The sequence below is a fragment of the Spirillospora sp. NPDC000708 genome (genome assembly GCF_040299565.1).
GTDB lineage: Bacteria > Actinomycetota > Actinomycetes > Streptosporangiales > Streptosporangiaceae > Spirillospora.
Window position 1 is genome coordinate 23,054 of record NZ_JBEPCJ010000094.1, and the last position, 19,328, is coordinate 42,381.

Below are 19,328 nucleotides of genomic sequence, written 5' to 3' on the forward strand. Positions count from 1 at the left end.
TCCGGGAGACTGGGACCGTGGAACTGCGGCGGCTCAGGTACTTCGTCGCGGTCGCGGAGGAGGCGAACCTCACCCGCGCCGCCGAACGGCTCGGGCTGCGCTCGCCGTCGCTCAGCCAGCAGATCCGCGGCCTCGAACGGGAGCTCGGCGCCGCGCTGTTCGACCGGACGGCCGCCGGGATGGACCTCACCCCGGCCGGGGCGGCGCTGCTGCCGGAGGCGCGGGCGGCGCTGGCCGCCGCCGAGCGGGGCGCGCGGGCCGTGGCGGCCGCGTCGTCCGGCACCCGGACCCTGGTCGTCGGCGTGCCGCCCGGTGTCCCGCCCGACCTGCCCGGACGGCTCGGCGCGGCGGCGCGGGACGCCCGGGTCCGGCCGGTGTACGAGGACGCCGCGACCGACCGCCAGCTCGCCGCGCTCCGCCGCCGCGAGCTGGACCTCGCCGTGGCGACGCTGCCCGCCGACCTCGCCGGGCTGGCGTCCGAGACCGTCCACGACGAGCCGCTCGGCGTCCTGATGGGGGACGGCCACCGGCTCGCCGCGCGGGAGGCGGTCGCGTGGCGCGACCTGGAGGGGGAGCGGCTGCTGTGGTTCGACCGCGGGCTCGCGTCCGGCTACCACGACGCGGTGCTCGGCGCATGCCGCGCCGCGGGCTGGGACCCGGAGGTCCGCGTCTCCACGGCGCGGCGCGCGGTGGCCCGCGCCGAGCTGACGTCGGGGGAGCCGGTCGTCGCGCTGCGTCCCGCGTGGGCGGCGGAACCGGGGCTCGTGTGGCGGCCGCTCGCCGGGGACGCGCCGCGCCTGAGGTTCGCGCTCGCCTGGCGCCGTGACGCGGGTCACGCGTACGCCGAGGCGATCGCCCGCCGTCTGCGGCGTTAGGCGGGGCCTCACCCGCCCTAGGCGGCGCCTCGTGGACGGGACGGCGCCGCGCCGCGTTCACTGCCGGCATGTTCCTGTTGCTGCTGCACTACGACGACGGTGTCCTCGACGAGCTGGACGCGCTGATCCCCGAGCACTACGCGTACGTCGACCGGCACATGAGGGCCGGGACGTTCCTGCTCACCGCCCGCCGGGACCCGCGCGTCGGCGGGGTGATCCTCGCGGCCGGCACGGACCGCGCCCGCATCGAGGAGATCACCGCGGAGGATCCGTTCCTGCGCACCGGACGCGTTCACTACGAGGTCATCGCGATCGAGCCGACGCGCTCGGCGCTCGCCGGCATCACGGTGTGAGCAGGCCGGGCAGCTCCTCCAGGGACGTGATGCGGGGGACGTCCAGGCCGTCCGGGACGGGCCCGGCGGAGCGGTCGAGCCAGACGCCCGCCAGCCCGGCGGACGCCGCGCCCCGCGCGTCCACGTCCAGCCGGTCGCCGACGTAGACGACGTCGCGGGCGGGCAGGCCGAGCCCGGCGCAGGCGACGCGGAAGATCTCCGGATGCGGCTTGGCCGCGCCGGTCTCGGCGGAGGTCACCAGGTACGCCAGCCGCTCCGCCAGCCCGATCCGCTCGATCTTCGCGCGCTGCTGCCCGGCGTCCCCGTTGGTGATCACGCCGAGCCGCAGGCCGCGTTCCGCCAGCGCCGCCACGGGACCGGGCGCGTCGGGGAACGGGCGCCACGCGGCGGCGTACCGTGCCGCGTAGCCGCGGATCCACGCGTCGGCGCGCGCTTCGTCCCAGTCGCCGCGCCCCAGCTCGCGGGCCAGCGTGGTGATCCGGATGCGCCGCTGCTCGGGGAACGTCAGCTCGCCCGCCAGGTACCGGTCGACCGAGGCGTCGACCAGCTCCAGCCAGCGCCGGACGAGCCGCTCGGGGTCCTCGTCCGGGAACGACGCGGTGATCGCCTCGGCCGCCGCGCCGGCGTGGTCGAGCAGCGTCCCGTCGAGATCGAACAGGACCGCCCGGGGCGACGGCGGGACCGCTCGCGGCGCCGGGCCGCCGGTCATGCGAAGATCCCGGCTTCGGCGAGGGCGCGCGCGGTCTCCACGACGGACGCGCGCCGGCGCGCGAGCGCGGCCTCGTCGTCGTCCTCGTCCAGGATGAGCCGCCGCAGCTGCGGCACGGCGAAGTTCCACACGACGAGACCGATGATGGTGAAGATCCGGTCCTGCGTGACGCGCGTGCCCTCCGCGCCGGCCGGTGCCCGCACGACTCCGGCGGCCTGGAACTCGCAGAGCCGGGCGCGGTAGTCCTCGCGGCGCTCCGGCTCGCCCTGGACGTCGTCGCCGCCCTCCAGGGCCTCCCACAGCAGCAGCCGGACCAGCTCGGGGTTCTGCCCGTACCAGTCGAACAGCCGGCCGATCCCTTCGGCGAAGTCGTCGGGGCGGAGGTCGGCGCCGTGGCAGACCTCGTCCACCTTGCACCGGACGACCTCGCCGAACAGCTTCTCCTTGCCGCCGAAGTAGAGGTAGATGGCCTGCTTGTTGGCGCGGGCCTTGAGCGCGATGCGCTCGATCCGGGCTCCCGCCAGCCCGTGCGCGGCGAACTCGGCCGTGGCGGCGTCGAAGATCCGCCGCCGGGTGGCCTCCGCGTCGTACGTCATGCCCTGAATTAAACCATCCGGTTGACTTCGGCGGTTCGGCTGGGCCAGGGTAAACCAACCAGATGTTTTATTTGAGGAGAACATGATGACCACCAGCGAGGCGCCGATCCCGGTCCGCTCGCCGCTGCCGCAGGCCCTCGCCGGGCAGACGGCCGTCATCATCGGCGGCAGCTCCGGCATCGGCCTGGCCGCCGGCGCGATGCTGGCCTCGCTCGGCGCGCGGGTCGTGCTGACGGGCCGCGACAAGGCGCGGCTGGACGCGGCCGTCGAGCACGCCCGCGCGGCGGGCCCGGACGCCGAGGTCCTGGGCGTGGCCGGCGACGCCGCCGACGACGCCGCGGTCGAGGAGACCTTCGAACGCGCCGGCACCGTGGACCACGTCCTGCTGACCGCCGGCAGCATCGCCGGCCCCGTGCCGATCACCGAGGTCACCCGGGACGGCGCCCGCCAGGCGTTCGAGGGGCGGCTGTGGACCGCGCTCGCCGCCGCGCGGGCGGCGGTGCCGAGGATGAACCCGGGCGGGTCGATCACGCTGACGTCCGGCGGCCTGGTGGTCCGGCCGCGGCCCGGCATGACGCTGCTCTCGGCCGTCGGCGGCGTCGAGACGCTCACCCGCGCCCTGGCCGTGGAGCTGGCACCGCGCCGGCTCCGCGCGAACACCGTCCGCTACGGGATGTTCGACACCCCGCTGGCGCGCGGCGTGATGGGCGCCGGCGCCGGCGGGGCCGGGGACGACGTCGTCACGGAGGCGGGCCGGCAGACCCCGCTCGGCCGCCTCGGGACGGCGGACGAGGCCGCGGCCGCCGTGCTGTTCCTCATGGCGAACCCGTACATGACGGGGGAGATCCTCACGATCGACGGCGGCCAGGACCTCTAGGACCGGCGCCAACGTCACGGCGAGCCGGGAGACCGGCGATCCGGAAAACCGGTGGGCCCCGCGATGGCCGGTTTGCGACCATCCGGGGGTGGACTTCGCCGGAGACTTCGAGACGCACGTGACCGTCCGCCCCGCGGCCGCCGGGGCGGTCGCGGGGTGGGCGGTCGCGCGCGGCCTGAAGTTCGTCCACATCGTCCTGGAGCGCGGCCGGGTGGCGTCGCAGCCGATGCTGACGCTGCGCACCCGCGGCACGCTGGACGACGCCCTCGCCGACGCCGCCCGGACCGCCGCCGACCTGCGGGCGGACAGGTTCGAGGTGGCGCGCGTGAAGGTCGAGGCGGCGCCGTGGAACGCGGGCGTCCCCGCCGACGACGCCGACGCGCTCGGCCCCGCGTACTACTTCGAGCACCATCTCAAGCTGTTGCTGGAGCCCGGATTCGACGCGGGCGCGCTGGCCGGCGCCGCGCGCCCGCACGCCGCGCACCTGTCCCGCAACGCCCGGCGCGTCCGCGCCGACGGGCGGCAGGAGCGGTTCGTCACGCAGCGCTGCCGGTGCGTGGGCTCCCGCACGGCGGCCCGCCGCCTGGACGCGCTGGTCGGCGCGCTGCGGGCGCGCGGCCACGAGATCGTCTCGGTGGAGCGCGAGTTCGTCGTCCACGACGGTGACGCGTCGCTGGACGACGGCTGGATCGAGGAGCCCGCGCGGTTCGAGCGGTCAGAGGGGCTTGCGCGGGTCGAGGAGGAGACGCGATGACGGAGGACCCGCCGCTCCTGGGCATGGGGCCGCACGAGCCCACCCTGGAGGAGATCGCGCACGAGGGCGCGCTGGACCACGTCCTCGACGCGATCTCCCGGTCGAGGTGGGGCGAGCATCTCGTCCTGCGCGGCAGCGCGCTGATGCGCGCCTGGTACGGGCGGGACGCCCGCATGCCGCACGACCTCGACTTCATCGTCGACTCCGAGGTGTGGAGGGACGACGAGTTCCAGACCGACGAGATCTTCGAGGACCTCTTCCTCGACGTCGAATACGCGCCCCGGACCGACCTGATGGACGGCCTGCGCTTCGTCCCGAGCCGCGTCGAGCGGTCGTCGATCCACGCCTACGGCGCGCGGGAGACCATGGTCCGCGACCGGCCCGACGACCGCTGGGGCTTCCGGCTCACGCTGCCCTGGCACTGCGGCGGCGTGAGCGGGCAGGTGCAGGTCGACTTCGCGTTCGACGAGAAGCTGCACGTCCCGCCGTGCCGGACCGCCGTGCCCCGCCCGTCGGGGGACGCGCCGCTGCTCCTCAAGGCCGCCACGCCTGAGCAGTCGCTGTGCTGGAAGCTGCACTGGCTGTGGCTCGACTCGCGCCCGCTGTCCAAGGACCTGTACGACGTGTGGCTGCTCAGGAACGTCCGGCCTTCGCCGTCGCTGCTGGACAGGACGACCGGGCTGGACGACGCGGCGTCCATCATCGGCACCCGCTGGCTCCACGCCGAGCTCGCCCGCTGGGACGGGCTCGACTGGAAGGGGTTCCGCGCCGAGCACCCGATGGTCCGCGGTACGGCGCGGGACTACCTGAAGGCCGTGAAGGACGACCTGGTGCGGCCCCTGTTCGACCGGGAGGCGCCGGCCCCGCCCGCACGCCCGGCGTGACGGCGTGCGCCCGGCGCGAGGGCGTGCGCCCGGCGCGAGGCACCGGGCGCATGGAAGGGCCCCTGACCGGCGTCCGGTTTCGGTCAGGGGCCCGTCGGGCTCGGCCGCGCTTCAGGGGGCGCTGGGAGGGCGCGCCCCGGGGAGCCGCGTCAGCCGAGGCCGTTCTTGATGGCGGCGATCAGCTCGCCGCCCGTCGTGTCGCCGCTCAGCTCCCAGAAGAAGGCGCCGCCGAGGCCCTGCCCCTTGGCGTAGGCCATCTTCCCGCCGATGGTGGACGGGGTGTCGTAGCTCCACCATTCGCTGCCGCACTTGGCGTAGGCGGTCCCGGCGACGGTGCCGGTCGCGGGGCACTTGCCCTTGAGGACCTTGTAGTCCTCGATGCCCGCCTCGTAGGTGCCGGGCGCGGCGCCGGTCGCGGTGCCGCCCGGTTCGGACTGGGTGACGCCCGTCCAGCCACGCCCGTAGAAGCCGATGCCGATCAGCAGCTTGCCCGCCGGCACTCCCTTGGCCTTGAGCTTGGCGATGGTGTCGCTGGTGTTGAAGCCCGCGTGCGGGATGCCGGGGTAGGACGTCAGCGGGGAGTGCGGCGCCGTCGGTCCTTGCGCGTCCCACGCGCCGAAGTAGTCGTAGGTCATCGGGTTGAACCAGTCGACGTACTGGGCGGCGCCCGCGTAGTCGGTGACGTCCATCTTGCCGCCGTCGCTGGCGTCGGCGGTGATCGCGGCCGTGACGAGGCTGCTCGACCCGAACTTCGCGCGCAGCGCGCCCATCAGCTTCTTGAACGCGTCCGGGCCGCTGGTGTCGCACGAGAGCCCGCAGGCGTTCGGGTACTCCCAGTCGATGTCGATGCCGTCGAAGACGTCCGCCCAGCGCGGGTCCTTCACCAGGTTGTAGCAGGAGTCGGCGAACGCGGCGGGGTTCGCGGCGGCCTGCCCGAAGCCGCCGGACCAGGTCCAGCCGCCGAACGACCAGAGGATCTTCAGGTTCGGGTACTTCTTCTTCAGCTTGCGCAGCTGGTTGAAGCTGCCGGCGACGGGCTGGTCCCAGGTGTCGGCGACGCCGTCGACGCTGTTGGCGGCAGTGTAGGTCTGCTGGTAGTCGGCGTAGGCGTCGCCGATGGCGCACTGGCCGTTGGTGACGTTGCCGAACGCGTAGTTGAGGTGGGTGAGCTTGGCGGCGGACCCGCTGGTGTCGATGTTCTTCACGTAGTAGGCGCGCTGGTAGACGCCCCAGTCGGTGAAGTAGCCGACGACCTTGTTCCCGCCGCCGGGGTTGCCGCCCCCGCCGTCGTCGGTGGTGACCGACACGGCGGCGGACGCGGCGGACACGTTGCCGGCGGCGTCGCGCGCCTTGACGGTGAAGCTGTAGGCGGTCTTGGGGGACAGGCCGGAGACGGTCGCGCTCGTGCCGGTGACCGTGGCCGCCTTGGCGCTGCCGTTGTAGACGTCGTAGCCGGTGACGCCGACGTTGTCGGTCGACGCGTTCCAGGCCAGCGAGACGCTCGTGGCAGTCTTGGACGTCGAGCGCAGGTTCGCGGGAGCGGTGGGAGCCTGCGTGTCCTGCTGCGGGGTGCCCGAGCCGTCGCAGGCGGCGCCGTTGACGGTGCAGCCGGTGAGCCAGCCGCCGCCGGTGCCGTCGAAGCCGAAGCTCGTGCTCGCGCCGGCGGCGACCGTCCCGTTCCAGCCGGCGTTGGTGAACGTGTAGTGGCTGCCGGAGACGGTCTTCGTCGCGTTCCACACCGTGGTGATGGACGTGCCGGACGGCAGGTCGCCCTCGACCTTCCAGCCGCTGATCGCGGCGCCCGTCCCGTTGGTGATCGTGCAGTTGCCCTCGAAGCCGGTGCCCCAGTCCGAGGTCTTGGCGCACGTCGCGGTGACGGTCCCGGCGGCCGGCGCGGGTGGCGCCGTGAGCAGGGCCGTCGCGAGTGCGAGGGTGGCCGCGGTGGCGAGCGCGACGGTTCGCCTTCCGCCCGGTCTGGACATGATTCTCCGTTCGTCCGTCCCCCGAACCAACAGGAATCCCCGCTCTTCTCTTAGGAAAGTTTCCTAAGAAATTGAGGCGATGGTAACCACGCCGACAGGGCCGTTCAAGCCCTTCCGGGCGGCCGGGGCGGCCGGGCGGCGCTGGTCTGGGCGCCTGCCTGGGGACGTACGGGACGGCCGCGCGGAGAAAGACCGGAACGAGGATTCAGGCCGTCCCGAACCAGCCCGGCATGTCCAGGCGCCACAGGTCGTCCGGCGTCATCGCGCGGAGGGTGCCCTCCAGAGCCCGCACCTGGCCGACGCCGAGCCGCCGCACCCAGTCGTCGCGGATCCGGTCGAAGATCTGTGCGGACCGGGCCAGCGCGTCGACGCCGTACCGGGTCAGCCGTACGATCTTGCGCCGCGCGTCGGCCGGATCGGCGGTGCGCTCGACGTACCCGATCCGCTCCAGTGACTCGACCATCTTGCCCGCGGCCTGCTTGGACACGCCGAGCCGGCGGCCGAGCTCGACGGCGGTGGTGCCGTCCGGACCGATCGCCTGGAAGACGAAGCCGTGCATCGGCCGCATCTCGGGATGGCCCTCGCGGGCCAGCTCGGCGTGCAGCTCATCGATGATCACGCGGAACGCGAGGAACAGCCGGAGCGGCAGCTCGAAGCCGGGCGGGTCCGGGGGAGCGCTTGACATAAAAGACAACCTCGTTGACTATATGGACAACCACGTTGACCAATGTACGGGATGAGGGACCATGACACTGCTTCGCGACGCCGACAACCGCCGCACCGAGACGCCGAACGGCGTGATGACCACCTTCGCGACGCCCACCCAGGGCGGCACCGAGGGCATCGCCGTCTGGCGCGTCGACGCCACGCCCGGCAGGACCGGCCCGCTGCACGCCTTCGACACCGAGCAGGTGTGGACGTTCCTCGACGGCGCCGCCACCGTCGACCTCGACGGCCGCAAGCTGGAGGTCGGCCCTGGCGACACCGTCGTCCTGCCCGCCGACCTGCCCCGCCAGGTGACCGCGTCCGCCGGGGGCTTCACCGCCGTCGTCGCCGCGCACGCAGGCTGCCTGGCCTACGACCCGGACGCCGTCGTGGACGACGCCAAGTGCGAGCTCGCGCCGCAGGGCGACGAGCGGATCGTCCCGCCGTGGGCCCGGTGAGGAGCGCCCGGCCGCCGAGGAACGCTCCGCCGCCGAGGAACGCTCCGCCGCCGGCGAGCACTCCGCCGCCGAGGAACGCTCAGCCGCCGAGATAGGCCAGGACCGCGAGCACGCGGCGGTTGTCGTCCTCCGACGGCGGCAGCCCGAGCTTGCCGAAGATGTTGTTCGTGTGCTTGCTGATCGCCTTCTCGGTCACGAACAGCTTCGCGGCGATCGCCGCGTTCGAGCGGCCCTCGGCCATCAGCCCGAGCACCTCGCGCTCGCGGGGGGTCAGCTGCTGCAGCGGCTCCTCGCGGGCGTGCCGGGTCAGCAGCTGCGCCACCACGTCCGGATCGAGCGCGGTGCCGCCGTCCGCGACCCGCCGCACCGCCTCCACGAACTGCTTGACGTCCGACACCCGGTCCTTCAGCAGGTAGCCGATGCCGCCCGAGCTGTCCGACAGCAGCTCCCGCGCGTACAGCTGCTCCACGTGCTGCGACAGCACCAGCACCGGCAGCCCCGGCACCTGCTTGCGCGCCTCCAGCGCCGCCCGCAGCCCCTCGTCGGTGAACGTCGGCGGCAGCCGGACGTCCACCACCGCGACGTCCGGCCGGTGCGCGGTCAGCGCCCGCAGCAGCGACGGCCCGTTGTCCACCGCCTCCACGACCTCGAATCCGAACGCCCCGAGCAGCCTGATCAGGCCGTCTCTCAGGAGGGCGAGGTCCTCGGCGATGACAACGCGCACGGCAGCTCCAGGGTCACGACGGTCGGCCCGCCGGGCGGGCTCGTCACGGCCATCGTCCCATCGAAGGCCGCGAGCCTGCGCTCGATCCCGCGCATGCCGCTCCCCGCCGCGGGGTCCGCGCCGCCCGTCCCGTCGTCCCCGATGATCATAATCAGCCGGTCGCCGGTGTGCTCGATCTGGAGCCACGCCCGCCGCGCCCCGGAGTGCTTGACCACGTTGGCCAGCATCTCCGCGACCGCGAAGTACGCCGCCGACTCCACCGGCGCCTCGAGCCTTCCCGGACCGGCCGCCCCTGGCCCGCCTCCCGGGCGCCCGGACAGGTCGATGTGCACGTCCACGGGCAGCGGCAGGGTCAGCGCGAGCGCCCGCACCGCGCCGTCGAGTCCGCGTTCGGCCAGCACCGGCGGGTGGATCCCGCGGACCAGGTCGCGCAGCTCCGTCAGCGCCGTCCCGCTCGACTCGCGCGCCTCGGCGAGCAGCTTCTGCGCCATCTCCGGATCGTGCTTCAGCATCTCCTCGGCCAGCCCGATGTTCATGCTCAGCGCCACCAGCCGGGCCTGCGCGCCGTCGTGCAGGTCACGCTCGATGCGGCGCAGCTCCGCGGCGGAGGCGTCCACCGCCTCCGACCGCGTCTCGGCGAGCTGCTCGACCCGGGCCGCCAGCGCGTTGCGCGTCGGCGCCAGCAGCGACTGGGAGAACAGCGCGTGCGCCTTCAGGAAGAAAGGCCCCACCGGCCAGGACACCGCGAACAGCACCGCGCCCAGCACGACCGACCCGGCGATCCCGGCCGCGCCCCAGTCGTCCAGCGGCCAGAACGGGCCCCACCCGTAGCCGCCGACCATCGCGAACCACGGCGCGAGGAACACGCCCTCCAGCCCGTACACCGCCAGGCCGCCCGCGAGCACCCCGAGGACGAGCGCGACCGGCACGTTGAGGATCGTCCACAACAGGTCGCGCCAGGACGCGGGATCGCCCAGCAGCCACCTCAACCGCCGCCACGGCCCGACCGGACCCGCCGGCTCCGGCCGGTACGGGACGGGGATCCGCACCCCGGACCACTCGGCCGCCCACGTCCGCTGCTGGTCGGCGACCGCCCGGATCGCCTGGAACACCGTCGGCGCCAGGACGACGCCGACGCCCAGCGGGATGAACGCGATCGACAGCACCGCCAGGATGAACAGCGGCAGGTTCACCGTGAACGCCACCACGATCTGGACGACCGCCCGGAACAGGCCGGGGAGCAGGCGGGTCCGGGCCCGGCGTCCGTACTCGCGCAGTAGCTCGCTCACCGGGTCCTCCAAGGAATCGCCATAGCGGTGGATCTCCACCATTGTGGTCGAGCGCGGTCCAGGGCTCGGTGGTGCTAGACCCACTCTTCCCCGGCCGGTCGGGTGGTGCTGGGCCTACCGTCATACGAGCGGTGACAAGACAAGCGGCCCCGATCCCTGGACAATGCACAGGCGACACCCAGGGGAGAAAGCGAATCCAAGCTGTGACAGCGACCATCAGCCAGACGTCCGCCGGCCACGAGGGCGCCGAGCCCTCGATCCGGCCCATCACCGAGCGCATCGCCGAGGAGATCGGCGTCCGCGAGGGCCAGGTGCGGGTCGCGGTGGACCTGCTCGACGGCGGGGCGACCGTCCCGTTCATCGCCCGCTACCGCAAGGAGGCGACCGGCGCGCTCGACGACGCGCAGCTGCGCGCGCTGGAGGAGCGGCTGCGCTACCTGCGCGAGCTGGACGAGCGCCGCGCCGCGATCCTGGAGTCGATCGAGTCGCAGGGCAAGCTCACCGGCGAGCTGCGCGCGCAGATCATGGCGGCCGACTCCAAGGCCCGCCTGGAGGACATCTACCTCCCGTACAAGCCGAAGCGGCGCACCAAGGCGCAGATCGCCCGCGAGGCCGGCCTCGAACCGCTCGCCGAACTGCTGCTGGACGACCCGTCCCGCGACCCGCAGGCCGAGGCCGCCGCCTACGTGGACGGCGAGAAGGGCGTCGCCGACACCGCCGCCGCGCTGGAGGGCGCGCGCGCCATCCTCGTCGAGCGGTTCGCCGAGGACGCCGACCTCATCGGCGCCCTGCGCGAGCGCATGTGGAGCCGGGGCCGGATGGTGTCCCGGGTCCGCGACGGCAAGCAGGAGGCCGGCGCGAAGTTCGCGGACTACTTCGAGTTCGCCGAGCCGTTCGCCAAGCTGCCCTCCCACCGCGTCCTCGCGCTGTTCCGCGGCGAGAAGGAGGAGGTCCTCGACCTCGACCTGGAGCCGGAGGAGGAACCCGAGGACCCGTCCGCCCGCAGCTCCTACGAGGCGGAGATCGCGCGCCGCTTCGGCATCGCCGACCAGGGCCGCCCGGCCGACCGGTGGCTGGCCGACGCCGTCCGCTGGGCGTGGCGCACCCGCATCCTCGTGCACCTCGGCATCGACCTGCGCACCCGGCTGCGGCAGGAGGCCGAGGACGAGGCGGTCCGGGTGTTCGCCGCGAACCTGCGCGACCTGCTGCTCGCCGCGCCCGCCGGGACCCGCGCCACCATGGGCCTGGACCCGGGCCTGCGCACCGGCGTGAAGGTCGCGGTCGTCGACGCCACCGGGAAGGTCGTCGCCACCGACACGATCTACCCGCACGAGCCGCGGCGGAAGTGGGACGAGTCGATCGAGACCCTGGCGAAGCTGGCCCGCGAGCACAAGGTGGACCTGGTCTCCATCGGCAACGGCACCGCGTCCCGCGAGACCGACAAGCTCGCCGCCGACCTGATCGCCCGGTACCCCGACCTCGGGCTCACCAAGATCATGGTGTCGGAGGCGGGCGCGTCGGTGTACTCGGCGTCGGAGTACGCGGGCCGCGAGCTGCCCGGCATGGACGTCTCGCTGCGCGGCGCGGTGTCCATCGCCCGCCGCCTCCAGGACCCGCTCGCCGAACTCGTCAAGATCGACCCGAAGTCGATCGGCGTCGGGCAGTACCAGCACGACGTGTCCGAGGTGAAGCTGTCCCGCTCCCTCGACGCCGTCGTCGAGGACTGCGTGAACGCGGTCGGCGTGGACGTCAACACCGCGTCCGCGCCGCTGCTCACCCGCGTGTCCGGCATCGGCGAGGGCCTCGCGGACAACATCGTCGCCCACCGCGACGCCAACGGCCCGTTCCGCAGCCGCTCCGGGCTCAAGGACGTCCCGCGGCTCGGCCCGAAGGCGTTCGAGCAGTGCGCGGGCTTCCTGCGGATCCCCGGCGGCGACGACCCGCTGGACGCGTCCAGCGTGCACCCCGAGTCGTACCCGGTCGTCCGCCGCATCCTGGAGGCCGCCGGCAGCGACATCAAGGGCCTCATCGGCAACACCGCCGTGCTGCGCTCGCTGAAGCCCGCCGAGTTCGTCGACGACACCTTCGGCCTGCCGACCGTCACCGACATCCTCGCCGAGCTGGAGAAGCCCGGCCGCGACCCGCGCCCGGCGTTCAGGACGGCGACGTTCAAGGAGGGCGTCGACAAGATCTCCGACCTCGAACCCGGGATGCTCCTGGAGGGCGTCGTCACCAACGTCGCCGCGTTCGGCGCGTTCGTCGACGTCGGCGTCCACCAGGACGGGCTCGTCCACATCTCCGCGATGTCGGACAGGTACGTCGAGGACCCGCGCGAGGTCGTCAAGCCCGGCGACATCGTCCGGGTGAAGGTGCTGGACGTCGACCTGCAGCGCAAGCGGATCTCGCTGACCTTGCGGCTGGACGACGAGCCGGGCCGCGACCAGCGGGGCGGCCGCGGCGGCGAGCCGCGCGACCGCGACCAGCGCCGGCCCGGACGCGGCGCCGGCCAGGGCGGCCAGGGCGGCCAGGGCGGCCAGGCGGGCCAGGGCGGAGGCCGCGGCGGCCAGGGCGGCGGACGCAACCAGGGCGGACGCGGCCAGGCCGGGCGCAACCAGGGCCAGCGACAGGGCCAGGGCCAGGGCCAGCGACAGGGCCAGCGGCAAGGCCAGGGGCAGGGCCAGGGCGGCGGGCGCGGCCGCTCCGGGCAGGGCGGTTTCTCCGGCGGCGGCGCCATGGCGGACGCGCTCCGCCGCGCCGGCCTCGACAAGGGTCTGCCGGGCGGCGACCGCAAGTCCCGCTGAGCCGACCCGCCTCCGGCGAGCGTTCACACGCGAATGGCCGCCGTCATCGGAAGTCCGGTGACGGCGGCCGTTCGCGGTTCGGAAGCGCTACGCCGCGGCAAGGCGGCGCCCGGCGGTGGGGTGGCCCGTTCCGGTCAGCGGCCGGTGCCGCGCCAGCGTCCGTCCGAGCCCGTCTCGGTGTGGGGCTCGGGCGCGGGGGAGCGGCGCGGATCCTGCGCGGGCCTGCGCGGCGACCCGCCTCGTGGCGGCGTGTTCGGCAGGTTGTACGGACCCGTGCCCAGCGGATCCTGCGCATAGGGGCTGCGCTGCGGCGGCACCGAATACCGCCCCGGCTCCGCCTCGGGGGCCGGCTGCTGCCCGAGCTGCGGCCCGCCGAGCACGGGCCCGCCCACCGAAGGAACTCCGAACGGGTCCTGCGCGGCGGAGACGTCCTCGCGCGGGCGCTCGTCCTCCTGAACCGGCCGGTGCCGGGGGAACTGCAGGACGGCGACCGCGCCGAGCAGCAGCGCCCCGAACCGCATCGCCGAGTGCCCCATGTCCTTCGGCCACGCCTCCGCGTACATGAAGGTGCCCATGGTCAGCAGGTACGACTTGGCGCTCACCGTCATGACGGTCGCCACGATCGACACCCGGCAGCGCTGGAACGCCATCACCATGATCCCGAAGCCGATCGCCGCCGCCAGCACCGTCAGGTACGGCCAGGGCGTCGTGGCGATCCGCAGGCTGGTGGCGTGCGCGTCGTCGCTCCAGCCCTTGATGGCCAGCTCGGCGGTGCCGACCGGGAACCCGGAGCTCAGCCCGTAGGCGATGCCGGTGACGGGGCGGGCGTGCCGGCCGTCCGGCCGGTGGTCGCCGAGGACGAGGATCAGCACCGGCACCAGCACCGCCGGGGCCACCACCACCGCGATCTTCCACAGCGGCACGGCGGCCGACCGGATCGGCTCGTGGCCGCTGATCGACGCGGTGAGCAGCAGGATCGCGGCGGCGATCAGCAGCAGGCTGAGCCACTCGCGGGCGGTGAGCCGCTCGCCGAAGAACACCATCGCGATGAGCAGCAGCGGGACGACCCCGGACATGAAGATCGGCACCGCGGTGGACAGCGGCAGCTTCCCGAGCGCGACGATCTGCAGGCCGAGGCCGCCGAGCACGATCGCGAGGGCGATGAGGAAGATCCAGTTGCTCACGATCGTCCAGATCATGTGCAGGATGCGGTTGCCCCGTACAGGGGCCATCCGGTCCGCCGCCAGCTTGAAGACGGCGAACCCCAGGTAGTACAGACCGGTCGCGCTGAAGGCCGCGGCTATCCCGTTCATCCCGGACGAGTATGGGGGGTGCGGGTGCCAAATGTCACTGCCTGTACGGGATTGTTGACAGCGATTCGCCGGTCCACCGCCCCCGCGATGTCCGCAGACGCCGCCGCGACCCCATAGACTTGGCGCGCGAGGGCGCGGAGCCGCATCTCGGCATGCCCGCGCCCGCGAAGACCGACCGGCTGAGAAGACGCAGACGGGCAGCGGCATCGCGGCCGTGTGCGCCGAGGCCGGGCGCTCGCAGGCAGGAAAGAGCACGCGTCGAACGCCGCGGCCGAGACAGCGCCCGATCAAGGAGACCTACCCCAGTGAAGACCGATGTCGAGGAGCTGACCCCCACCCGGGTCAAGCTCACCGTCGAGGTTCCGTTCGACGAGCTCAAGCCGAACCTCGACAAGGCGTACAAGGAGATCTCGCAGCAGGTGCGGATCAAGGGCTTCCGGCCCGGCAAGGTCCCCGCCCCGCTGATCGACAAGTACGTCGGCCGGGGTGCGGTCCTGCAGGAGGCGGTCAACGACGCGCTTCCCGAGCTGTACGGCCGCGCCGTCGAGGAGACCGAGATCTTCGTTCTCGGCCAGCCGGAGGTCGAGGTGACGGAGCTGGACGACGGCTCCCAGTTCGCCTTCACCGCCGAGGTCGACATCCGGCCGAAGTTCGAGGTGCCGGACTACGACGGCATCGAGGTCGTCGTCGACGACGCCGAGGTGACCGACGAGCAGGTCGACGAGACCGTCGGCAACCTGCGCGAGCGGTTCGCGTCTCTGACCACCGCCGAGCGCGCCGTCGAGGAGGGCGACTTCGCCACCGTCGACCTGGTCGCCAAGATCGACGGCGAGGAGGTGGAGGACGCCTCCACCACCGGCTACTCCTACGAGGTCGGCAGCAAGTCCGCCATCGAGGGCCTGGACGAGGCCCTCGTCGGCCTGTCCGCCGGCGAGGACAAGACCTTCACCGGCACCCTGGTCGGCGGCGAGCACGCCGGCGAGGAGGCCGAGATCACCGTCACGGTGCAGAGCGTCAAGGTGAAGAACCTGCCCGAGCTGGACGACGAGTTCGCCCAGCTCGCCAGCGAGTTCGACACCATCGAGGAGCTGCGCGAGGACGTCCGGACCCGGCTGGGCCGGCAGGTCAGGCTGCAGCAGTTGTCCGAGGCCCGTGACAAGGCCCTCGAGGCGCTGCTGGAGAAGATCGACATCCCGCTGCCCGAGAAGGTGGTGGAGGAGGAGATCGGCCGCCGCAACCAGCAGCTGGAGCAGCAGCTCCAGATGGCGGGGATGTCCAAGGAGGACTACCTCAAGGACGAGGAGAAGTCCGAGGAGGAGTTCGACACCGAGGTCGCCGACGCGGCCCGGCTCGCCGTCAAGGGCGGCTTCGTCCTCGACCAGCTCGCCGTCCAGGAGGAGCTCGGCGTCGAGAACGAGGAGCTCAGCGAGTACGTCGTCACGCAGGCCATGCAGATGGGCGTGGCGCCGCAGCAGCTCGCCGAGTACCTCACCCAGAACAACCAGCTCCCGGCGATCGTGTCGGAGGTGCTGCGCAGCAAGGCGCTGAACCTCGTGGTCGAGCACGTCACGATCAAGGACGAGTCCGGCAACGTGATCGACGTGGAGGCCGTGCAGCGCGAGCTGAACGGCGAGACCGCCGAGGCGGAGGCCGAGGGCGAGACCGCCGAGTCGGCCGGGGAGCCGGCCGCCGACGAGGCCGAGGCCGCCGAGGAGACCCCCGCGGAGACGGCTGAGGCCGCCGCTGAGGAGGCCCCCGCCGCCGAGGCCAAGGACGAAGACGCGAAGTAAGGCCCGTCGCGTCCAGGACGCCCTGAGCGTTCCCGACACGCCCCGCACCCGCGCTCCGGGTGCGGGGCGTGTCGCGTTCGCGGAGATCGTCCATACCTCGCGGAGGCGTGGGTACGCCCCTGGCGAAAAGGCGGCCCCCCGGGCGTAAACGGGGTCGTGAGCGCGTTACTGTCCAATCATCCGAACCGATTAAAAGGACCGGAGGAACACCCGGTGAGCATGCCTCCGACTTTCGACGAGTCGTCGCGGATCCAGGCGCGGGTGGCCGAGGCGCCCCTGCTGCCCCTGGGCGACCAGCTGTTCCAGCGGCTGCTGCGCGAGCGCATCGTCTTCCTCGGCCAGCAGGTCGACGACGACATCGCCAACCGCATCTGCGCCGAGCTCCTGCTGCTGTCGGCCGAGGACGGCCGCCGCGACATCACGATCTACATCAACTCGCCAGGCGGCTCCGTCACCGCCGGCATGGCGATCTACGACATCATGCAGTACGTCCCGAACGACATCGTGACGGTCGGGATGGGGCTGGCCGCCTCGATGGGCCAGTTCCTGCTGTGCGCGGGCACCACGGGCAAGCGCTACGCCCTGCCGCACGCCCGGATCATGATGCACCAGCCGTCCGGCGGCATCGGCGGCACCGCCTCCGACATCAAGATCCAGGCCGAGCAGATGCTGTACGTCAAGAAGACGCTCGCCGAGAAGATCGCCCAGCACACCGGCCAGCCGCTCGACCAGATCGAGCGCGACTCCGACCGGGACCGCTGGTTCACCGCCGACGAGGCCAAGGACTACGGGTTCGTCGACCACGTGGTCCTCAGCGCCAACCAGGTGCCCTCCGAGGGCACGGTCTCCTGACGACCTGAATCACTATCGGAGGCACACAGTGAGCGACTTCATCCGACCCGGCTTCAGCGACCTGGTCCGGCCCGGCGTCCAGGCGGGCGGGTCCCCGGCGCCGGTCGACAGCCGGTACATCATCCCCTCCTTCGTCGAGCGCACCACGTACGGGGTCAAGGAGATGAACCCGTACAACAAGCTCTTCGAGGAGCGCATCATCTTCCTCGGCGTGCAGATCGACGACGCGTCCGCCAACGACGTGATGGCCCAGCTGATCACGCTGGAGTCGATCGACCCCGACCGCGACATCAGCATCTACATCAACTCGCCCGGCGGCTCGTTCACCGCCATGACGGCGATCTACGACACGATGCAGTTCGTCAAGCCCGACATCCAGACGGTCTGCATCGGCCAGGCCGCCTCGGCCGCCGCGGTGCTGCTCGGCGCCGGCACGCCCGGCAAGCGGGCGGCGCTGCCCAACTCGCGGATCCTGATCCACCAGCCCGCGACCGAGGGCACCTACGGCCAGTCCAGCGACATCGAGATCCAGGCCCGCGAGATCATGCGGATCCGCGAGCTGCTCGAGACGATCCTGGCCGAGCACAGCGGCAAGCCGATCGACGAGGTCCGCCGCGACATCGAGCGCGACAAGATCCTCACCGCCGACGAGGCCAAGGAGTACGGTCTCATCGACGATGTCTTCGCCAGCAGGAAGCGCAAGGCGGAGGTAGTGTCGTCCTGAGGACGTAGGACGCGGGAGGTCCCGAGCCCGGTGGTCATACTTCCGGGCGAGGGGCTTACCAAGTCCGTTGGAGGCGGTAACGTCGAGTCCAACGTCGAGAGCCCTCGGGACGCCAGCCGGCCGCGCCGCACCCTCTCAGACGGGCGGCCCCACGAAAAGGAGACAGTTGGGTGGCACGCATCGGCGACGGTGGTGATCTGCTCAAGTGCTCGTTCTGCGGGAAGAGCCAGAAGCAGGTCAAGAAGCTCATCGCGGGTCCGGGCGTGTACATCTGCGACGAGTGCATCGATCTCTGCAACGAGATCATCGAGGAGGAGCTCTCCGAGACCTCCGACCTGAAGTGGGACAACCTGCCCAAGCCGCGGGAGATCTACGAGTTCCTGGACTCCTACGTCATCGGGCAGGAGACGGCGAAGAAGGCGCTCTCCGTCGCCGTCTACAACCACTACAAGCGGATCCAGTCGGGTGACGTGGGCCGGGACGACCAGGTGGAACTGGGCAAGTCCAACATCCTGCTGCTCGGCCCGACCGGATCCGGCAAGACGCTGCTCGCGCAGACGCTCGCCAAACTCCTCAACGTCCCGTTCGCCATCGCGGACGCCACGGCGCTGACGGAGGCCGGATATGTCGGCGAGGATGTCGAGAACATCCTCCTGAAACTGATCCAGGCGGCCGACTACGACGTCAAGAAGGCCGAGACCGGGATCATCTACATCGACGAGGTCGACAAGATCGCCCGCAAGAGCGAGAACCCGTCGATCACCAGGGACGTCTCGGGCGAGGGCGTCCAGCAGGCGCTGCTGAAGATCCTGGAGGGCACCACCGCGAGCGTCCCGCCGCAGGGCGGCCGCAAGCACCCCCACCAGGAGTTCATCCAGATCGACACCACGAACGTGCTGTTCATCTGCGGCGGCGCGTTCGCCGGCCTGGAGAAGATCGTCGAGTCCCGGGTGGGCAAGCAGGGGATGGGCTTCGGCGCCCAGATCCGCTCCAAGTCGGACTTCGAGGAGTCCTCGGCGGTGCTCGGCGACGTCATGCCGGAGGACCTGCTGAAGTTCGGCATGATCCCGGAGTTCGTCGGCCGCCTGCCGGTGATCACCTCGGTGCACAACCTGGACCGGGAAGCGCTGATCAACATCCTGACCGAGCCGAAGAACGCGCTGGTCCGCCAGTACCACCGCCTCTTCGAGCTGGACGGGGTCGACCTGGAGTTCACCGACGACGCCCTCGAGGCGATCGCCGACCAGGCCATCCTGCGCGGCACCGGCGCCCGCGGCCTGCGCGCCATCATGGAGGAGGTCCTCCTCTCCGTGATGTACGAGGTCCCGAGCCGCCAGGACGTCGCGCGCGTCGTGATCACCCGCGAGGCGGTCCTGGAGCACGTCAACCCGACCCTCGTCCCGCGCGACCGCCCGAAGCGCGAGCCGAGGGAGAAGAGCGCCTAGCACGTCCGCGAACGCCCCTGGCCACCAGGCCAGGGGCGTTCACGCGTTCCATAGGTCTTTCACAACCGCCCGCAGCAGCCGCATCGCAGCGACCTGAGCCGTCACGCGAGCGCGCTATCTGACCGGTGGGGCGAAGCCGAAGGCGAGCCCCACCGGGAAGCTCGCGAAGCGAGTTCGCGCTCGCCCAAGCACGGTCA

The 19,328-nt window shown here is 72.3% G+C and carries 18 protein-coding genes; 11 read left to right on the top strand and 7 right to left on the bottom strand.

All coding sequences use genetic code 11. The annotated features are described in order from the left end of the window. Nucleotides 1-17 precede the first annotated feature (17 nt). Both ABT299_RS42565 and ABT299_RS42570 read left to right on the top strand, forming a co-directional pair. On the top strand, nt 18-875 hold the full coding sequence (locus tag ABT299_RS42565; protein WP_500254238.1) for a LysR family transcriptional regulator: 858 nt from the start codon (nt 18-20) through the stop codon (nt 873-875). A gap of 68 nt (nt 876-943) precedes the next feature. After that, nucleotides 944-1,228 (top strand): YciI family protein, encoded by a 285-nt coding sequence (locus ABT299_RS42570; protein ID WP_387031029.1) that lies wholly within the window; start codon nt 944-946, stop codon nt 1,226-1,228. Here the strand turns inward: ABT299_RS42570 and ABT299_RS42575 are convergent. Then, complete coding sequence (locus tag ABT299_RS42575; RefSeq protein ID WP_500254239.1) at nt 1,218-1,937, bottom strand: HAD family hydrolase; 720 nt, start codon at nt 1,935-1,937, stop codon at nt 1,218-1,220. The genes ABT299_RS42570 and ABT299_RS42575 overlap by 11 nt on opposite strands. Beyond that, nucleotides 1,934-2,533 carry a TetR/AcrR family transcriptional regulator gene (locus ABT299_RS42580; protein WP_500254240.1) on the bottom strand — a complete coding sequence of 200 codons (600 nt, stop codon included), beginning with the start codon at nt 2,531-2,533 and terminating at the stop codon, nt 1,934-1,936. The genes ABT299_RS42575 and ABT299_RS42580 overlap by 4 nt, the downstream gene beginning before the upstream one ends. A gap of 85 nt (nt 2,534-2,618) precedes the next feature. Here ABT299_RS42580 and ABT299_RS42585 point away from each other — a divergent pair, with 85 nt between their 5' ends. From ABT299_RS42585 to ABT299_RS42595, 3 genes are all read left to right on the top strand, one after another. Continuing rightward, nucleotides 2,619-3,410 carry an SDR family NAD(P)-dependent oxidoreductase gene (locus ABT299_RS42585; protein ID WP_500254241.1) on the top strand — a complete coding sequence of 264 codons (792 nt, stop codon included), beginning with the start codon at nt 2,619-2,621 and terminating at the stop codon, nt 3,408-3,410. 88 nt (nt 3,411-3,498) lie between these two features. Further along, nucleotides 3,499-4,164: a hypothetical protein gene (locus ABT299_RS42590; protein ID WP_500254242.1), complete on the top strand. Its 666-nt coding sequence runs from the start codon at nt 3,499-3,501 to the stop codon at nt 4,162-4,164. After that, nucleotides 4,161-5,048, top strand: coding sequence for a nucleotidyl transferase AbiEii/AbiGii toxin family protein (locus ABT299_RS42595; RefSeq protein WP_500254243.1), 888 nt, complete (start codon nt 4,161-4,163; stop codon nt 5,046-5,048). The genes ABT299_RS42590 and ABT299_RS42595 overlap by 4 nt, the downstream gene beginning before the upstream one ends. Nucleotides 5,049-5,197: 149 nt before the next feature. On the opposite strand, the gene ABT299_RS42600 is transcribed toward ABT299_RS42595, so the two are convergent. Together ABT299_RS42600 and ABT299_RS42605 are read right to left on the bottom strand one after the other, a co-directional pair. Further along, nucleotides 5,198-7,030: a glycosyl hydrolase family 18 protein gene (locus tag ABT299_RS42600; protein WP_387031021.1), complete on the bottom strand. Its 1,833-nt coding sequence runs from the start codon at nt 7,028-7,030 to the stop codon at nt 5,198-5,200. Nucleotides 7,031-7,235: 205 nt separating this feature from the next. Continuing rightward, nucleotides 7,236-7,715 carry a MarR family winged helix-turn-helix transcriptional regulator gene (locus tag ABT299_RS42605; RefSeq protein WP_500254244.1) on the bottom strand — a complete coding sequence of 160 codons (480 nt, stop codon included), beginning with the start codon at nt 7,713-7,715 and terminating at the stop codon, nt 7,236-7,238. Between the two features lie 61 nt (nt 7,716-7,776). Here ABT299_RS42605 and ABT299_RS42610 point away from each other — a divergent pair, with 61 nt between their 5' ends. Continuing rightward, nucleotides 7,777-8,193: a cupin domain-containing protein gene (locus tag ABT299_RS42610; RefSeq protein ID WP_190868849.1), complete on the top strand. Its 417-nt coding sequence runs from the start codon at nt 7,777-7,779 to the stop codon at nt 8,191-8,193. A 79-nt stretch (nt 8,194-8,272) separates the two neighbouring features. On the opposite strand, the gene ABT299_RS42615 is transcribed toward ABT299_RS42610, so the two are convergent. Both ABT299_RS42615 and ABT299_RS42620 read right to left on the bottom strand, forming a co-directional pair. Then, nucleotides 8,273-8,917: a LuxR C-terminal-related transcriptional regulator gene (locus ABT299_RS42615; RefSeq protein WP_151546181.1), complete on the bottom strand. Its 645-nt coding sequence runs from the start codon at nt 8,915-8,917 to the stop codon at nt 8,273-8,275. Next, entirely contained in the window at nt 8,881-10,206 is a 1,326-nt protein-coding gene (locus tag ABT299_RS42620) for a sensor histidine kinase (protein WP_500254245.1), read from the bottom strand. The genes ABT299_RS42615 and ABT299_RS42620 overlap by 37 nt, the downstream gene beginning before the upstream one ends. Nucleotides 10,207-10,463: 257 nt before the next feature. Between ABT299_RS42620 and ABT299_RS42625 the strand changes: the two genes are divergently transcribed. Then, a complete protein-coding gene (locus ABT299_RS42625; RefSeq protein ID WP_500254248.1) occupies nt 10,464-13,007 on the top strand; it encodes a Tex family protein in 2,544 nt (847 codons plus the stop codon). Between the two features lie 134 nt (nt 13,008-13,141). Here the strand turns inward: ABT299_RS42625 and ABT299_RS42630 are convergent, their stop codons facing one another. After that, nucleotides 13,142-14,320, bottom strand: coding sequence for a DMT family transporter (locus ABT299_RS42630; RefSeq protein WP_500254246.1), 1,179 nt, complete (start codon nt 14,318-14,320; stop codon nt 13,142-13,144). 305 nt (nt 14,321-14,625) lie between these two features. Between ABT299_RS42630 and tig the strand changes: the two genes are divergently transcribed. The 4 genes from tig to clpX all read left to right on the top strand — a co-directional run bounded on the left by tig (nt 14,626) and on the right by clpX (nt 19,131). Then, the gene (gene tig / locus ABT299_RS42635; protein ID WP_500254247.1) at nt 14,626-16,110 is read left to right on the top strand and encodes a trigger factor; all 1,485 of its coding nucleotides are present in this window, start codon (nt 14,626-14,628) and stop codon (nt 16,108-16,110) included. 219 nt (nt 16,111-16,329) lie between these two features. Beyond that, nucleotides 16,330-16,962, top strand: coding sequence for a ClpP family protease (locus ABT299_RS42640; RefSeq protein WP_241756548.1), 633 nt, complete (start codon nt 16,330-16,332; stop codon nt 16,960-16,962). A gap of 61 nt (nt 16,963-17,023) precedes the next feature. Continuing rightward, on the top strand, nt 17,024-17,686 hold the full coding sequence (locus ABT299_RS42645; RefSeq protein ID WP_190868313.1) for an ATP-dependent Clp protease proteolytic subunit: 663 nt from the start codon (nt 17,024-17,026) through the stop codon (nt 17,684-17,686). 170 nt (nt 17,687-17,856) lie between these two features. Beyond that, nucleotides 17,857-19,131 (top strand): ATP-dependent Clp protease ATP-binding subunit ClpX, encoded by a 1,275-nt coding sequence (clpX, locus tag ABT299_RS42650; RefSeq protein WP_151545781.1) that lies wholly within the window; start codon nt 17,857-17,859, stop codon nt 19,129-19,131. The last annotated feature ends 197 nt before the right edge of the window (nt 19,132-19,328 follow it).

Bases quoted from the DNA above. Each gene is read 5' to 3' on its own strand.
- ABT299_RS42640 (WP_241756548.1), top strand. From the start codon at position 16,330: ATGCCTCCGACTTTCGACGAGTCGTCGCGGATCCAGGCGCGGGTGGCC.
- ABT299_RS42600 (WP_387031021.1), bottom strand. From the start codon at position 7,030: ATGTCCAGACCGGGCGGAAGGCGAACCGTCGCGCTCGCCACCGCGGCC.
- ABT299_RS42610 (WP_190868849.1), top strand. From the start codon at position 7,777: ATGACACTGCTTCGCGACGCCGACAACCGCCGCACCGAGACGCCGAAC.
- ABT299_RS42575 (WP_500254239.1), bottom strand. From the start codon at position 1,937: ATGACCGGCGGCCCGGCGCCGCGAGCGGTCCCGCCGTCGCCCCGGGCG.
- ABT299_RS42630 (WP_500254246.1), bottom strand. From the start codon at position 14,320: ATGAACGGGATAGCCGCGGCCTTCAGCGCGACCGGTCTGTACTACCTG.
- ABT299_RS42595 (WP_500254243.1), top strand. From the start codon at position 4,161: ATGACGGAGGACCCGCCGCTCCTGGGCATGGGGCCGCACGAGCCCACC.
- ABT299_RS42605 (WP_500254244.1), bottom strand. From the start codon at position 7,715: ATGTCAAGCGCTCCCCCGGACCCGCCCGGCTTCGAGCTGCCGCTCCGG.
- ABT299_RS42580 (WP_500254240.1), bottom strand. From the start codon at position 2,533: ATGACGTACGACGCGGAGGCCACCCGGCGGCGGATCTTCGACGCCGCC.
- ABT299_RS42585 (WP_500254241.1), top strand. From the start codon at position 2,619: ATGACCACCAGCGAGGCGCCGATCCCGGTCCGCTCGCCGCTGCCGCAG.
- ABT299_RS42570 (WP_387031029.1), top strand. From the start codon at position 944: ATGTTCCTGTTGCTGCTGCACTACGACGACGGTGTCCTCGACGAGCTG.